We start from the raw sequence: 13,259 nt of genomic DNA, 5'->3' as shown, positions 1-13,259 counted from the left end.
CCGTGAGGCGCTTCACACGTCAATGCTGTTGTCATAAGCTCGGGAGGCATGAGCGATCGAGTCGTACCCGAGGACCGGCGCCGGCGCCGCCGCCCCACCCGGCAGGGCACCGTCCTCACCCGCGAGGTCATCATCGGGACCGCGCTGCGGCTGGTCGAGCAGCACGGGACCGAGGCGTTCACCGTGCGGCGCCTCGGTGCCGCGCTCGGCGCCGACCCCAGCTCGCTGTACCGGTACTTCCGCAACGCCGACGACCTGCTGCTCGCGGTCGCCGACGAGCTGATCGGCCGGGCCCAGGCCGGCTGGCGGCCCTCCGGCGACTGGCGGGCCGACCTGCGGGAGATCGGGCTGCGGATCCACGCGGCGTACCAGTCCCACCCGCAGGCCGCGGTGCTGGCCGCCCACCGCACCACCGGACGCGAGAACGAGACCCGGGCGGTGGAGGCCATCCTCGGGCTGCTGCGCGACGCGGGCTTCCCCGACCGGGAGGCGGTCCGGGTCTACCACGCCTTCGTCGACCAGGCCCTGGGCTTCGCCGCCCTCGACGCGGCGGCCCAGGCCCTCCCCGAACCCGCCCGCAACGCCGACCGCGACGTGTGGCCCGACGCCTACGCCCACCTCACGGCCGAGACCCACCCGCACATCGCGGCCACCGCCGGCCTGCTGGTCGCCGACATGGGCCGCAGCGGCTACCCGTTCGCGCTGGACCTGCTGCTGGACGCCGTCGCCGCCCGACTGGCCGGCCACCGCACCGCGGAGGGCGGTTGACGGACCGGCCTAGGAGGCCGGGAAGTCGAAGGTGTAGCCCTGGGCGACCAGCCACGGCAGGAGCTGTGCCAGCGCGGCGACGGTCTGGCTGCGGTCGCCGCCGCCGTCGTGCATCAGCACCACGCCGCCGGGCCGCAGGTCCTTCTGGACGGTGGCGACGATCGCCGGGACGCCGGGGCGGGACCAGTCGCGCGGGTCGACCGTCCAGCCGAGCGACTTCATGCCGAGGTCGGTGGCCGCCTTGACGTTCTCGGCGGTGAAGTCGCCGCCGGGCGCGCGCCACCAGGTGACCTGGGTGCCGGGGCCGCCGGCCCTGACGATGGTGTCCCGGGCGTCGGCGATCTCGGCGACCTGCCGGTCGTGCGGGAGGGCGTGCATCGGCTGCGGGTGGTCGACGGTGTGGTCGCAGAGCCGGTGCCCGCCGGCCAGGATCCGCTGGGTCATCGCCGGATCGGCGGCGACGTTCTTGCCGACCTGGCAGAAGGTGGCGTGCGCGCCGTAGCGGGCGAGCAGGTCGAGGACGGCCCCGGTGGCCGGCCCCGGGCCGTCGTCGAAGGTCAGCGCGACGGTGCGGCCGCCGGAGGCGGTGTGGTGCAGCACCGAGCCGGGCACGGGGACGCCGCCGGGCGGTCCGGAGGGGCGCGGCGTGGCGGGGGCCGTCGCGGAGGCCGACGGGGAGCCCGGCGGGCGGGTCGCCGAGGGCTCGGCGGTCTGCGGCGCGGGGGTCCGGGTCGGGGTGGGGTCCGCGTCGTCCGCCCCGGGAGTGCTGCTCGGCGAGGAGGGGTTCGGGGCCGAGCGCGCGGTCGAGGTGGAGGCGGCGGGGGAGGGCGACGCCGACGGCGGGGCCGACGCGGAGGGGCGGCCCGCGGCGTCGCCGGCGGACGAGCCGTGCCCGGGGCCGCCGCAGGCGACCAGCACGGCGGGCGCCAGCAGGGCGGACAGGCCGACCCCGAGGGCGCGGCGGCGACGGTTGAGAGTGTGGTGGATCACCAAGGTGACGACTCCTGACGTCGTACCGGCCGCCTTTGGACGGGGCGTCTGGCGGATACGACGCCGGGCACGAACGGGCTGGTTCCGTACGGGTGTGCGCCACGCCACATCGCGGGCGACCCTGGGAATCGGTCAGAACTCGGACCAGCGTACGCGGGCGTCGGCGTTACGCAGCGAGGTCACCCGGCGACCGAACTCCGCTGCGGCGGCCGGGTTCTCGGGCGTCTGCTGGGCGACCCAGGCGGCGCTCGCGGTCTCCCGGGCACCGCGCAGCACGGCGCATCCGGGCCACTCCCGGACGTCCCAGCCGTACGCCTCGGTGAAGGCGGCGTACTCCTCGGCCGGTAGCCCGTACCGGTCCTGAGCGAGGGTCAGCACCACCAGGTCGTGCTCGCGCAGGTCGGCGGAGACCGTCTCCAGGTCGAGCAGCACCGGGCCGTCCGGGCCGACGTGGACGTTGCGCGGGAGCGCGTCGCCGTGGACCGGGCCGGGCGGCAGGACCGGGGTCAGCCCGGCGAGGGCGGTGACGAAGCTCTCCTTCCGCTCGCGCAGGAACGCGGCGTCGGCCGGGTCGACGCGGCCGTCCGCCGCGGCGAGCCAGCGGTCGACCGGGGCGAGCAGCTCGCGCCGGGGCAGCGGGAAGGCCGGCGCCGGCCGGTCCGGGGCGTCGGGCAGCTCGTGCAGGGCGCGCAGCAGCGGGGCGAGGTCGGCCGCCCGGGCCGGCCGGACGGCCGGCGGCAGGCGGCGCCAGAAGGAGACCGGGTGGCCGTCGGCGTCGAGCGCCTCCGGCAGGTGGGGGCGGACCACCGGGATGCCGCGCCCGTCCAGCCAGCGGGCCACCGCGAGCTCGCGGGCGGCGCGGCAGCCGGGGGCGCCGGCGGACGGGACGCGGCCCACCTTGGCGACCACCGCAGGGTCGCCGAGGTCGAACACGGCGTTCTCACCGAGCGCCAGCAGCGCCGCGCCGTCGGGGTCGGGCAGCCCGGCCGCCCGGCAGGCCCGCCGCAGCAGGTGGCGGGCCCGCATCTCGTCGAAGGGTCGCTCCAGCACGGGGACCATCGTGCCAGCGCGGGTGCGCCGATGTGCGCGGCCGGTGGCGGGCCGCGCACATCGGGACGGGACGGGTCAGACCAGGACGCGCTCCCGCTCCTCGGCGCCGTGCCGCGGCTCGGGGGTGCCGTGGTCCAGGTTCGGCAGCCAGGAGAGCCAGCTCGGCAGGTACCAGTTGCGCTCGCCGAGCAGCGTCATGGTGGCGGGCAGCAGCACCGCGCGGATCACCGTGGCGTCGAGCAGGACGGCGACCGCGAGGCCCACGCCCATCTGCTTCATGGACTGCATCGACAGGGTGCCGAAGACCCCGAACACACCGACCATGATCACCGCGGCGCTGGTCACCACCCCGGCGGTGGAGCGGATGCCGTACGAGACCGCCTCGCGGGTGGCGAGGCCGCGGTCGTGCGCCTCCTTGATCCGGGAGACCACGAAGACGTGGTAGTCCATGCTCAGGCCGAAGAGGATCACGAAGAGGAACAGCGGCACCCAGGACTCCACCGCGCCCACGCCGGCGGTGCCGAACAGGGCCGCGCCGTAGCCGTGCTGGAAGACCAGCGAGAGCACGCCGTACGCCGCGCCGACCGACAGCAGGTTGAGCACCACCGCCGTCAGCGCGATGCCGAGCGAGCGGAACGACATCAGCATCAGCACGAAGGCGAAGGCGACCACGAAGCCGAAGACCGGGATCATGGAGTTCGACATCTGCTGGTTGAAGTCGTGCGACCCCGCGGTGCTTCCCGTGACCGGGGCCTCGGTGCCGGGCACTTTGAGGACGGTGGACGCCACCACGTCCTCCCGGAGGGCCTTCAGCGCGGCGGTGCTGGTGGCGTCGTTGCCGCTGCCGCTCAGCGGGACGTCCACGGTGGCGACGTTCTGCTCGGCGTGGACGTCGACCGTGATCGGGCCGTGCATCTTCCCGCCGCTCGCCAGCGCCTTCGCCTGGAGCTGCTCCAGCGCGGCCTTCATCTCCGGGGAGTCGATGTCGCGCGCCTTCACCACCACGGTGGCCGGTGCCGGGCTGCCGGGGAAGGCGGCCTCGATCCGCTGCGAGGTGGCGACCAGGGCGTTGCCCGCGGGCAACTGCTGCTGGAAGGTGAGGTTCGCGGTGTGCATGGTCAGCAGCGGCGCGGCGAGCGCCAGCAGCACGCCGCCGGCCAGCACCGCGGCGGTCACCGGACGGGCCAGCACCGGGGTGAGCAGCGCGTTCCACACCCGGCCGCCGGTGCCGCCGGTGCCGGCGGGCTGCGCGCTGCGCAGGCGGTGCAGGAACGGGACGCGGCCCTTCTCCACCCGGTCGCCGAGCATGGACAGCAGGGCGGGCAGCACGGTGAGCGAGCCGAGCACGGCGGTGACCACCACGATGATGGTGGCGGCGGACATCGCCTGGAAGTCGGCGATGCCGGTGAGGAACATGCCGGCCATCGCGACCACCACGGTGATGCCGGAGACCAGCACGGCCCGGCCGCTGGTGGCGGCGGCGATCTGCAGCGCGTCCGCCGCGCTGCGGCCGGCGGCCCGCTCCTCCCGCTCGCGGCGCAGGTAGAACAGGCAGTAGTCGACGCCGACCGCGAGGCCGACCAGCAGCATCACCGAGCTGGCGTCGTCACTGGTGTGCAGGAAGGTGCTGGACAGGGCGACCAGGCCGCCGGCCGCGACGAACGCGGTGACCGCGAGGACCACCGGCAGCACCGCTGCGACCAGCGCGCCGAAGGCGATCAGCAGGATGCCGAGGGCGAGCGGCACGGCCGTCCACTCGGCGCGGGCGAAGTCGTCCTGGAACTGGTCCTGGAACCACTTGCCGGCACTGGCCTCGCCGAACTCCTCGACCACCAGGTCCTTGTGCGCGGCCTGCACGCCGGCCACCGCGTCGACCACGGCGGGCACGTTGGCGACGGCCTTCTCCCGGTCCTCCCCGGTGATGGTGAACTGGAGCAGCGCGGAGTGCCGGTCGGCGGAGATCGCCTGCGTGTCGTACGGGCTGCGCAGGTCGGCCGTCCGCCCGGTGGCGCCGACGGCGGCGGCGACCTGGTCGACCACGGCGCGGAACGCCTGGTCGTCGGCGGTCAGGGTGGAGCTCTGGACGAGCACGGTCTCGGCGGCCGGGGACTTGATCCCGGCCTCGTCGAGGATCTTGGCGGCCCGGGCGACCTCGCCGGGCATCGACTCGGAGTCGGTCACCTTGTTGCTGCCGTGCACACCGCCGAGGTAGGCGGCGAGGACGACGAAGAGCAGCCAGCCGAAGACCGCTGTCTTGCGGTGGCGGGCGCTCCACGCGCCCATGGTGGCGGCGAGTCCTGCTTTCACGGAAGTTGTCCCCACGGAGAAGCGGCGGCCACCCCCGGCCGCCGGAGCCTTGCGCCGGCTGCGGTCCGGCTGCGCAACAGACGCTACGGAAGCGCGAGCTGACGGAACATCCGGCTGGGCACCGAGTTGTCCCTGGGCTTTCCCCCACCTCCGATGGTGGGGTTACCCCTAGGTGCCGAGCCTGCCCTCTCCTCCTTGAGGGCGGCCAGAAGTCCACCTTGAGGGGGAGAGGACTCCACCCGGAGCACGAGGTGGGCGGGGGTGGGCCCGGGTGACGATGGTGCGGGGCCCGGTTCGCCGTCCCCGGGGGGCGCCCCGTCGCGGAGTCAACAACTTGCCGGGCGGCAGGTAAATGACCGTACGATACGCACGCACATACTTACCTGCCGACCGGCTAAGGGGTTAGGGACTCGACCATGTTCCACCGAATCGGACAATTCGTCGTCAAGAGGGCCTGGTGGGTGATCGCCGCCTGGGTGGTCGGCATGATCGCCATCGCCGTCTCCGCGCCGAAGATCACCGCACAGACGGACGAGGCCGCGTTCCTCCCGAAGCACTACGAATCGATCCAGGCCGCGACCCTCCAGGAGAAGGCCTTCCCGTCCAGCTTCACGCCCTCCGCGCTCGCCCTGTTCGAGCGCAACGACGGCGCACCGCTGACCGCGGCGGACAAGGCCGACCTGGCCAAGATCGTCCAGGGCCTCACCGACAAGAAGATCGAGGCCGTCCAGCAGATCATCCCGGTCGGCGAGCAGACCACGTCCAAGGACGGCAAGTACGCGCTCGCCCCGATCGCCATCGACAAGGCCAAGCAGCAGGACCCGGCCGCTTACGGCGAGGTCGCCAAGCACCTGCGCGAGGAGGGCAAGGCCCTCACCGCCGGTACCGACGTCAAGTTCCAGCTCGGCGGTGCCGCCGCGCAGTCGCTGGACCAGCAGGAGGCCTCCGGCTCGGCCGACGCGCTGATCGCGCTGAGCACCGTCCTCCTGGTCGCCGTCATCGTCGGCATCATCTTCCGGTCGGTCCTGGCCGGCGTGCTGCCGCTGCTGGTCTCGCTGGTGTTCGCGATGCCGACCGCCAACGGCCTGATCGCGTTCGCCACCAAGGCCTTCGACCTGGAGTCCACCCCGGTCCTGTCGGCGATCCTGATCGTCGTCGTGCTCGGCGTCGGCACCGACTACTTCCTCTTCCTCGCCTTCCGCTACCGCGAGCGGCTGCGAGCGGGCGACGACCGCAAAGAGGCCGTGGTCAACGCGGTCGGCCGGGTCGGTGAGGCGATCGCCTCCGCCGCCGGCGCGGTCACCGTGGCCTTCGCGGTGCTGATCCTCTCCAGCCTCGGCATGTTCAAGGCGCTCGGTCCGGGCCTGGCCATCGCCGTCGTCGTCACCGCGTTCGCCTCGCTCACCCTGGCCCCGGCGCTGCTCGCCGTCATTCCGGCGCGCGGCGTGTTCTGGCCCGGCAAGAAGTGGATGAACGAGCCCGGCAACGCCCGGTTCACCGCGCTCGGCCGGATCCTGGAGAAGCGCCCTGCCGCAGTCGCCCTGGCTTCCGGCGGTGTGCTGCTGGCCCTGTCGGCCGGCATGCTCAACTACAACGGCATCTTCGACCTTGCGGGCAGCTCCATGCCCAAGGAGAAGGAGTCGATGGTCGTCCAGGACAAGATGGCGCGCGGCTTCTCCGCGGGCGCCGCCGACCCGACCCACGTCTACCTCGCCGGTCTGAACGGCGCCAAGCTCGACCCGGCGTCCTTCGACAGCTACGCCGCCAAGCTCGGCGCCGTCCCCGGGGTGGCCCAGGCCGCGCCGAAGCCGCAGGTCAGCGAGGACGGCACGACCGCCGACTTCACCGTCATGCTGAAGGACAAGCCCGACAGCAACGCGGCGATCGACACCGTCACCGAGCTGCGGGACGTCGCGCACGGCCAGGCCCCGTCCGGCACCGAGGCGAAGGTCGGCGGCCTCAGCGCGATCTACAAGGACATCAACCTGGCGATGACCCACGACTACCAGCTGGTCTTCCCGATCGCGGGTCTGCTGATCCTGCTGATCCTGGGCCTGCAGCTGCGCAGCGTGGTCGCCCCCTGGTACCTGATGGCCTCGGTCGGCCTGGGCTTCACCGCCACCCTCGGTGCGGCGACCCTGCTCTTCCAGAACCTCAAGGGCGAGCCGGGCATGATGTTCATGCTGCCGATCCTGATCTACCTCTTCGTGGTGGCGATCGGCACCGACTACAACATCCTGATCATCGCCCGGCTGCGCGAGGAGGCCCGTGAGGGCCGCAGCCCGCGGGAGGCGGCCCGCGAGGCGCTGCGCCACGCCGGCCCGACCGTGGCGGCGGCCGGCTTCATCCTGGCCGCGTCCTTCGCGACCTTCATGCTGGCGGGCAACGTCTTCATGCTGGAGTTCGGCTTCGCGATGGCCTTCGGCATCTTCCTGGCGGCCTTCGTGATGGCGATGTTCTTCACGCCGTCGCTGACCGCCCTGGTGGGCAAGGCCGCGTGGTGGCCCGGGCACGGCGCGATGCCGAGCCACGAGGCGTCCGTTCGGCTCGACGAGCGCGAGCCGGAGGCGGCCGGCCGGCACTGACGGCCGGGGCGGGCTCCCGAGCGGAGGGGGCAGGCGGTGGATCCCACTGCCTGCCCCCCTTCCGTGCCCGGCAAACGCGGTGTGACCAGGGGAACTTTTCCCGTCGCATCCACCGGTCGTCGTGCTAGAGTCGAAGCAGTTGCAGTATTGGTTCCCATGAACGTATGTGTGCGCCTGCTGGTTCCAACCAACAGGCGCATTTGTTTTGTCCGGTGTTCTCTCCGGATGGGGATCGCGGCTACTTGGGGTCCACGAAGTGTGGGCCCTGACGCCCCAGTGAAAGTGGAGACGGTTATGGCTACCGGCACCGTGAAGTGGTTCAACAGCGAAAAGGGCTACGGCTTCATCGAGCAGGATGGTGGCGGCGCCGACGTGTTCGCCCACTACTCGAACATCCAGGCCAACGGCTTCCGTGAGCTCGTCGAGGGCCAGAAGGTCGAGTTCGACGTCACGCAGGGCCAGAAGGGCCCGCAGGCCGAGAACATCCGCGCCATCTGAGACTCGCTCTTCGAGCAGACTCAACAGTCGCGCAGCGAGGGCCCGCAACCTGCAGGGTGCGGGCCCTCGCCCATGCCGCCGGACGGCCGGGGCGGCGCCCGCGCGACTTTCCACTCCTGATACGGCCGACTTCATCGCCACCGGTACCGCACCGTGCATCCCGCACCGTCCGTGCCGCACCGTGGCCCACGGCCCACCAGGACTTGGAGCAGCATGACCGACCAGGCACGCCCGCCGCGCAACCGATCCGCCCGCCCGCCCCGCAACGGCTCCGCGCCGCGCGGCGCCTCGGGGGCCCGTCCGGCGAACCGGACGCGTGGCCCGCGTACCGTCCAGGTCCGACCGGCCGAGGACTTCACGCCCGTCGAGGGCACTCCGGCGCGTCCGCCGGCGGCGTCGTTCGCCGAGCTCGAGCTGCCGAAGGGCCTGCTCTCCGCGCTCGCCGCGCAGGGCGTCACCGAGCCCTTCCCGATCCAGGCCGCCACCCTGCCGGACTCGCTGGCCGGCCGGGACGTCCTCGGCCGCGGGCGCACCGGCTCGGGCAAGACCCTCGCCTTCGGCATTCCGCTGCTGGTCCGCACCGCGGGCCGCCGCGCCGACGCGCGCCGCCCGCTGGCCCTGGTGCTGGTGCCCACCCGCGAGCTGGCGCAGCAGGTGACCGAGGCGCTCACCCCGTTCGCGACCGCGCTCAACCTGCGGATCGCCACCGTGGTCGGCGGCATGTCGATCACCCGGCAGGCCAACCAGGTCCGGCGCGGCACCGAGGTGCTGGTCGCCACCCCCGGCCGGCTGGACGACCTGATCGGCCGCGGCGACGTGTACCTCGACGACGTCGCCATCACGGTGCTCGACGAGGCCGACCAGATGGCCGACATGGGCTTCCTGCCGCAGGTCGTCAAGCTGCTGGAGCAGGTCGCCGAGGGCGGGCAGCGGATGCTGTTCTCCGCCACCCTGGACCGCAACGTCGACCGGCTGGTCAACCGCTTCCTGGCCGACCCGGTCACCCACTCGGTCGACCCGTCGGCGGGCGCGGTCACCACCATGGACCACCACGTGCTCCAGCTGGAGCCGGCCGACAAGGCCGAGGCGACCGCCCGGATCGCCGCCCGCGAGGGCCGGGTGATCATGTTCGTCCACACCAAGCACGGTGCCGACCGGCTCGCCAAGCAGCTGCGGGCGAACGGCGTGATGGCCGCGGCGCTGCACGGCGGCAAGTCGCAGCCGCAGCGCAACCGGGTCCTCGACCAGTTCCGCGACGGTCACGTCACCGCGCTGATCGCGACCAACGTCGCCGCGCGCGGCATCCACATCGACGGCCTGGACCTGGTCGTCAACGTGGACCCGCCGATCGACCACAAGGACTACCTGCACCGCGGCGGCCGCACCGCGCGCGCCGGCGAGTCCGGCACCGTGGTCACCCTGGTGCTGCCCGAGCAGCGCCGCGAGGTCAACCGGCTGATGACGGTCGCCGGGATCCGGCCGACGGTCACCAAGGTGCGCCCGGCCGACACCGAGCTGAACCGGATCACCGGCGCGCGCACCCCCACTGGCGTCCCGGTCGCGCTGCCCGTCCCGGGGGCGAACCAGCCGGCGGCGGCACCGGCGGCGCAGGCCGCCCCGGCCGGCGAGCAGGGCGGTCGTGGTCGCGGCCGCGGCGAGCGGGCCCGGCGGGTCGAGCGCGCGGAGCAGACCGAGCGCACCGAGCAGACCGCGCGCACCGAGGGCCAGGCGCGGCGCCGTCCGCCGGCGAAGCGCTCCGGGCTGCCCAAGGACGTGGACGCCAGCGGCAACCCGCGCCGTCCCCGCCCCAAGCAGCGTCCTGGCGCCGGCTCCGGCGGGCACATGGCGGCCGGCTTCATCGGCAAGTCCTCGGGCCGGGCGAAGCCGGGCTCGGGGTCGAAGAGCGGCTCCAACTACGGCACGGGTCGTCAGCGCCGCAAGGCCGACTGACCGCCGCCGCTCAGCAGCGCCGACGGGCCGTCGGGACGTTCGCGTCCCGGCGGCCCGCCGCCGTTCAGCGGACCGGCCCGGCGGTGGTTCCGGTCCGGGCCGCAGCCCCGGTGTCGGCGGTGGCCGGGACGAGGGCGCGCAGCCGCTCGGCGGTCTCCCGGTCGCGCGGGGAGACCACCACCAGCTGGAGGCCGTCCGCGGCGCGCAGCACCACCTGGTCCAGGTTCAGCCGGCCGACCGTCTCGTGGTCCAACTCCTTCTCGGTGCCCGCGCGTTCGCTCACCCGGTGCTCGTCCAGCCAGCGGTCCGCCTCCGGGAAGGCGGCCCGCAGGCGGCGGATCAGCGCCGCCAGCGGCTCCGCCTCCGGGGCGCCGTCGCCGCCGCGCTCGCCGTACGCCGCCCGCAGCTCGGCCAGGGTGCGGCGGGCGTGGCGCTCCCAGTCGACGGTCCGGGCGCGGCTGCGCTCGTTGGCGAAGATCACCCAGGCCAGGTTCCGGTCGGCGGGGGCGAAGCGGGAGAACTCCAGCAGTGCCTCGGCGGCCGGGTTCCACGCCCGCACGTCCCAGTCGGCGTCCATCACGAACGCCGGGGCCGGCGCCTGCGCCTGCACCATCCGCAGCAGCGCGGCCGGCACCTGCGGGATCCGGTCCGGCGGGGCCGGACGCGGTGCGCTGCCGGCCAGCCGGAACAGGTAGTCGGTCTCGGCGCGGTCCAGCCGCAACGTCCGCGCCAGTGAACTCAGCACCTCCGGCGAGGGGTTGATCTCCCGGCCCTGCTCCAGCCAGGTGTACCAGGTCACCCCGACCCCGGCCAGCAGCGCCAGTTCCTCCCGGCGCAGCCCCGGCGTCCGCCGCCGCACCCCGGGTGCCAGGCCCACCTGTTCCGGCGTCACCGCCGCGCGCCGCGCCCGCAGGAAGCTCGACAGCGCCTGCCGCCGGAACTCCTCGTCACTCATGCGACCCCCCTCTCGGTCCGACCACCAGTATCCGCCCGGTGCCTGTCACTCCGACTACCAGCATCGACACGCACTGCCGCCCGTCGCGGCCCGCCGGAAGAGTGGTGGACGTCAGCGAGGAACGCACGGAGGAGCAGGGGCGGATGACGACGAGGACGTGGACGGTTCGGGCGGCACTGGTCGCGGCGGCGGTGGCGGTCGTGCTGGGCACGGGCGCGGCGCCGGCCGGGGCGGCGGGGCAGCCGGCGTCACCGGCAGTGGCACAGACAGCGGCGCAGACCGGGCGCTACCCGGCGGTGCTGGTGGGACACGGGGACTCGCTGCACCCCGAGGGGGCGGGCTGGGACCCGGTGCACCGCCGGTTCCTGGTCGGCTCGATGCGGCACGGAACGGTGGCCGCCGTCCGGCCGGACGGGTCGACGGCGGTGCTGGTGGACGACCCGGCGCTGGTCACCGTGGTCGGGGTGCACGTGGACGCCGAGCGCGGCCGGATCCTGGTCGCCAACGGCGACACCGGGGCGGGCCTGCGGTCGACCGCGGCCACCACCCGCCGGGTGGCCGGGATCGGCGCGTACGACCTGGCGACCGGGCGCCGGCTGTTCTACACCGACCTGGCCGCGGTGGCCGCCGACGGCGGCGAGCACCTGGCCAACGACCTGGTGGTCGGCCCGGACGGGACGGTGTACGTCACCGACTCCTTCGCGCCGGTCGTCTACCGGGTGGCGCCCGGCGGGACGGCGTCCGTCCTGGTCCGGGACGACCGGCTGGCCCCGCAGCCGGGTGCCTTCGGGCTGAACGGCATCGTCCGCAGCGGCGGGACGCTGGTGATCGGCAAGTACGACGACGGCACGCTCTGGCGGGTGCCGATCGCCCGCCCCGAGCGGCTGTCGCGGATCCCCGTGGCCGGGGACGGCGACCGGCTGCTCGGCCTGGACGGGCTGCTCTCCCGGCCGGACGGCACGCTGCTGGGCATCACCAACCACCTGGGCGGCAGCGGCGCCGAGTCCCGGGTCGAGCTGCGCTCCGCCGACGGCTGGCGGACCGCCAGGCTGACCGCCGTCCGGCCGACGCCGGACGCGGCGACCACCGTGCTCACCCCCGGCCCCGGCGGCAGCGTGTACCAGCTGTCCGGGCGGCTCGACCTGCTGTTCGCGGGCACCCCGGTGGACGAGTTCACGCTCCGCCGGGTGGGCTGAGACAAGTGCTGAAGGGGCCGCACCCGGTGGGTGCGGCCCCTTCACCGGCTCGGAGCGGGGGTCAGTCGAACAGGTCCGGGTGCGGGCCGGTGCGCAGCTCGCGGTCGTCGGCGGCGATCGCCGCCAGGTCCTGTTCGGTCAGCCGGAAGTCGAAGACGTCCAGGTTCTGCCGGATCCGGGCCGGGGTGACGGACTTCGGGATCACGACGGTGCCGAGCTCCAGGTGCCAGCGCAGGACCACCTGGGCGGGCGACTTGCCGGTGCGGGCGGCGATCGCGGTGATCGCCGGGTCGGCGAGGACGGCGCCCTGGGCGAGCGGGCTCCACGCCTCGGTGGCGATCCCGTGCCGGGCGTGGAACGCGCGCAGTTCGGACTGCTGCAGGCCCGGGTGGAGCTCGACCTGGTTGACGGCCGGGACGAGGCCGCTGCTGTCCAGCACCCGCTGCAGGTGCGCGGGCTGGAAGTTGGAGACGCCGGCGGCGCGGATCCGCCCGTCGGCGGCGAGCTTCTCCAGGGCCCGCCAGGTGTCCAGGTACAGGTCCCGGGCGGGGGCGGGCCAGTGGATCAGGTACAGGTCGACGTGGTCGAGGCCGAGCCTGTCGAGGCTGGCGTCGAAGGCCCGCAGGGTGGCGTCGTACCCCTGGTCGGCGTTCCACACCTTGGTGGTGACGAACAGCTCCTCGCGGGCCAGGCCGGAGTCGGCGAGGGCCCGGCCGACACCGGCCTCGTTGCCGTAGACGGCGGCGGTGTCGATGCTGCGGTAGCCGGCCTCCAGGGCGGCGGCGACGGCGGCGGTGGTCTCCTCGTCGGGGACCTGGAAGACGCCGAAGCCGAGCTGGGGGATCTCGACGCCGTTGTTGAGCTTCACGGTGGGGACGGTCATGGCGGTTTTCCTTACGCGGTGCGGTCGGTGCGGTCGGTGAGGTGGCGGCGGCCCACCGGAGGAACAGCAGGTCGTCG

10 protein-coding genes are annotated in these 13,259 nt (G+C 73.9%); 5 read left to right on the top strand and 5 right to left on the bottom strand.

Annotated features, from left to right (window positions below):
• Window positions 1-48: 48 nt before the first annotated feature.
• Entirely contained in the window at window positions 49-768 is a 720-nt protein-coding gene (locus ABEB06_RS10160; RefSeq protein ID WP_345696493.1) for a TetR/AcrR family transcriptional regulator, read from the top strand.
• Between the two features lie 9 nt (window positions 769-777).
• On the opposite strand, the gene ABEB06_RS10155 is transcribed toward ABEB06_RS10160, so the two are convergent.
• The 3 genes from ABEB06_RS10155 to ABEB06_RS10145 all read right to left on the bottom strand — a co-directional run bounded on the left by ABEB06_RS10155 (window position 778) and on the right by ABEB06_RS10145 (window position 5,091).
• Window positions 778-1,758 carry a polysaccharide deacetylase family protein gene (locus tag ABEB06_RS10155; RefSeq protein WP_345696492.1) on the bottom strand — a complete coding sequence of 327 codons (981 nt, stop codon included), beginning with the start codon at window positions 1,756-1,758 and terminating at the stop codon, window positions 778-780.
• A gap of 132 nt (window positions 1,759-1,890) precedes the next feature.
• Window positions 1,891-2,817: a phosphotransferase enzyme family protein gene (locus ABEB06_RS10150; protein ID WP_425559602.1), complete on the bottom strand. Its 927-nt coding sequence runs from the start codon at window positions 2,815-2,817 to the stop codon at window positions 1,891-1,893.
• 66 nt (window positions 2,818-2,883) lie between these two features.
• Complete coding sequence (locus ABEB06_RS10145) at window positions 2,884-5,091, bottom strand: MMPL family transporter (protein ID WP_345701795.1); 2,208 nt, start codon at window positions 5,089-5,091, stop codon at window positions 2,884-2,886.
• Between the two features lie 440 nt (window positions 5,092-5,531).
• Between ABEB06_RS10145 and ABEB06_RS10140 the strand changes: the two genes are divergently transcribed.
• The 3 genes from ABEB06_RS10140 to ABEB06_RS10130 all read left to right on the top strand — a co-directional run bounded on the left by ABEB06_RS10140 (window position 5,532) and on the right by ABEB06_RS10130 (window position 10,148).
• Window positions 5,532-7,700 carry an MMPL family transporter gene (locus tag ABEB06_RS10140; RefSeq protein WP_345696491.1) on the top strand — a complete coding sequence of 723 codons (2,169 nt, stop codon included), beginning with the start codon at window positions 5,532-5,534 and terminating at the stop codon, window positions 7,698-7,700.
• A 294-nt stretch (window positions 7,701-7,994) separates the two neighbouring features.
• On the top strand, window positions 7,995-8,198 hold the full coding sequence (locus ABEB06_RS10135) for a cold-shock protein (RefSeq protein ID WP_345696490.1): 204 nt from the start codon (window positions 7,995-7,997) through the stop codon (window positions 8,196-8,198).
• A gap of 213 nt (window positions 8,199-8,411) precedes the next feature.
• Complete coding sequence (locus ABEB06_RS10130) at window positions 8,412-10,148, top strand: DEAD/DEAH box helicase (protein ID WP_345696489.1); 1,737 nt, start codon at window positions 8,412-8,414, stop codon at window positions 10,146-10,148.
• 64 nt (window positions 10,149-10,212) lie between these two features.
• On the opposite strand, the gene ABEB06_RS10125 is transcribed toward ABEB06_RS10130, so the two are convergent.
• Complete coding sequence (locus tag ABEB06_RS10125) at window positions 10,213-11,103, bottom strand: helix-turn-helix domain-containing protein (protein ID WP_345696488.1); 891 nt, start codon at window positions 11,101-11,103, stop codon at window positions 10,213-10,215.
• Between the two features lie 143 nt (window positions 11,104-11,246).
• Here ABEB06_RS10125 and ABEB06_RS10120 point away from each other — a divergent pair, with 143 nt between their 5' ends.
• Window positions 11,247-12,299, top strand: coding sequence for a hypothetical protein (locus ABEB06_RS10120; RefSeq protein WP_345696487.1), 1,053 nt, complete (start codon window positions 11,247-11,249; stop codon window positions 12,297-12,299).
• Between the two features lie 61 nt (window positions 12,300-12,360).
• On the opposite strand, the gene ABEB06_RS10115 is transcribed toward ABEB06_RS10120, so the two are convergent.
• Window positions 12,361-13,182 carry an aldo/keto reductase gene (locus ABEB06_RS10115; protein ID WP_345696486.1) on the bottom strand — a complete coding sequence of 274 codons (822 nt, stop codon included), beginning with the start codon at window positions 13,180-13,182 and terminating at the stop codon, window positions 12,361-12,363.
• Window positions 13,183-13,259 lie beyond the last annotated feature (77 nt).

It is taken from the genome of Kitasatospora terrestris (assembly GCF_039542905.1).
Classification (GTDB): domain Bacteria; phylum Actinomycetota; class Actinomycetes; order Streptomycetales; family Streptomycetaceae; genus Kitasatospora; species Kitasatospora terrestris.
The sequence above is the reverse complement of the archived record's forward strand: the minus strand, read 5'-3'. Positions and strand labels throughout refer to the sequence as shown.

Bases quoted from the DNA above. Each gene is read 5' to 3' on its own strand.
- ABEB06_RS10140 (WP_345696491.1), top strand. From the start codon at position 5,532: ATGTTCCACCGAATCGGACAATTCGTCGTCAAGAGGGCCTGGTGGGTG.
- ABEB06_RS10130 (WP_345696489.1), top strand. From the start codon at position 8,412: ATGACCGACCAGGCACGCCCGCCGCGCAACCGATCCGCCCGCCCGCCC.
- ABEB06_RS10115 (WP_345696486.1), bottom strand. From the start codon at position 13,182: ATGACCGTCCCCACCGTGAAGCTCAACAACGGCGTCGAGATCCCCCAG.
- ABEB06_RS10135 (WP_345696490.1), top strand. From the start codon at position 7,995: ATGGCTACCGGCACCGTGAAGTGGTTCAACAGCGAAAAGGGCTACGGC.
- ABEB06_RS10160 (WP_345696493.1), top strand. From the start codon at position 49: ATGAGCGATCGAGTCGTACCCGAGGACCGGCGCCGGCGCCGCCGCCCC.
- ABEB06_RS10150 (WP_425559602.1), bottom strand. From the start codon at position 2,817: ATGGTCCCCGTGCTGGAGCGACCCTTCGACGAGATGCGGGCCCGCCAC.
- ABEB06_RS10120 (WP_345696487.1), top strand. From the start codon at position 11,247: ATGACGACGAGGACGTGGACGGTTCGGGCGGCACTGGTCGCGGCGGCG.
- ABEB06_RS10145 (WP_345701795.1), bottom strand. From the start codon at position 5,091: ATGGGCGCGTGGAGCGCCCGCCACCGCAAGACAGCGGTCTTCGGCTGG.
- ABEB06_RS10125 (WP_345696488.1), bottom strand. From the start codon at position 11,103: ATGAGTGACGAGGAGTTCCGGCGGCAGGCGCTGTCGAGCTTCCTGCGG.